Source organism: Hyella patelloides LEGE 07179, assembly GCF_900659865.1.
GTDB classification, from domain to species: domain Bacteria; phylum Cyanobacteriota; class Cyanobacteriia; order Cyanobacteriales; family Xenococcaceae; genus Hyella; species Hyella patelloides.
This window is the reverse complement of sequence record NZ_LR214321.1, coordinates 1-1260: the sequence shown is the minus strand read 5'-3', so window position 1 is coordinate 1260 and position 1260 is coordinate 1. Positions and strand designations below refer to the sequence as shown.

The 1260-nt window shown below is 30.2% G+C and carries 1 protein-coding gene and 2 pseudogenes; all 3 read right to left on the bottom strand.

The window, feature by feature from the left end; translation table 11 throughout:
* A pseudogene (locus H1P_RS39695) lies at window positions 1-137 on the bottom strand (peptidase M28); the annotation flags it as partial.
* A 102-nt stretch (window positions 138-239) separates the two neighbouring features.
* Entirely contained in the window at window positions 240-659 is a 420-nt protein-coding gene (locus tag H1P_RS33475) for a lysozyme inhibitor LprI family protein (RefSeq protein ID WP_144875817.1), read from the bottom strand.
* A gap of 139 nt (window positions 660-798) precedes the next feature.
* Window positions 799-1260 (bottom strand): annotated as a pseudogene (locus H1P_RS33470) (hypothetical protein); the annotation flags it as partial.

Here is a 1260-nt window from a genome sequence, read left to right as displayed (position 1 = left end):
GTAGTAACCTCTCCCCATTGGGATAATTGCTGACGAATATATTCTTTTACGAAAAAATGTCCTCCAGAAGCCAGATAAGGATCGCGTTCTCTGGTAATTTGATTTAGATGATTGTAGAGTTTTTCTGTTAAAGTCACTTTCAGGATTTAAAATTAATATTTAATTATTAAATTAATAGTAGTCAAATACATTGAAAACGATCTAACAAATTCTCATCGAAGAAAGTAATTTTCAATTGTTTAAGGCTTCAAATAAGATTCTAAATGCTGAATACGTTCTTGAGTTAAGCGAGTCAGACAAGAAGAATATATCAGAGTTTGCATCGATCCTCCTTGATATCTATTCGCAGCATACTCACAATTTAAATCTCTAAATTTAAGCCAAGCTAATTGAGTATTTATTAGTTGTTTTTCTGGCTCAGGGTTTTGTCTTTTTTCTCTGAGTTGTTGATAAACTTGATTTAATTTCAAGTCTACCTCTTGATATTCTAAATGTGCACAGTTATTCAGTTCTATTTGAGTTACAGGGCGATCGCAATTATTCTTTAAATTTTCATTAGATATAGATTGTGCAGTAGCAATATTATATTTTGTAGAATACATTACGATAGCAGTAGTAACTATTCTCAATCTAATTAGTCGATTTAATTTATATTTCATAACTCAATTTTTATAAAAACTAGCTATTCTTCTTCAGGTAACCGAATTATAAGCATTACGAGTTGCTTCTACATCCACTTGTAATTTCCATCTTTTGTAGTGAATAATCTTCATGGAAATATTATCATTAAAATTCCTTTTATTTGTTTAGTAAAGATTGACGTTTTTTCAGACTTTCTTTAGCTGTTGCTCTGACAATTTGATTACAGTCTTTTGCTAATAGTTTTAAAGTATCATCAGGAGTCTGAGAGTTTTGTGAGATCGCATATCTTTCTAACCAAGATGTAGAATTATAATTAGCTGCTAAATCTTCACTTTCTGCATAGTCAGTTAAGAAAACCGCTAAACGGGATAAAGATGGTTGTTGAGATTTTCCGAAACTTTTAAAGATAATTTCTTTAATTTGAAAATTACATTGAGGATTTTTTACTACAGTTGCGCCAATATTATCTATTTCATTTCTAACAAGCTGTTCTAATATTGTTACTGGTGTCTTGATATTTTCTGCAACACTTTGACGAACTAGATATTCTTTGTCAATGGCTAGTCTTTCTAACATTTTTATTGATATATTTGGATTTTTGGCTACAGATGCACGAAC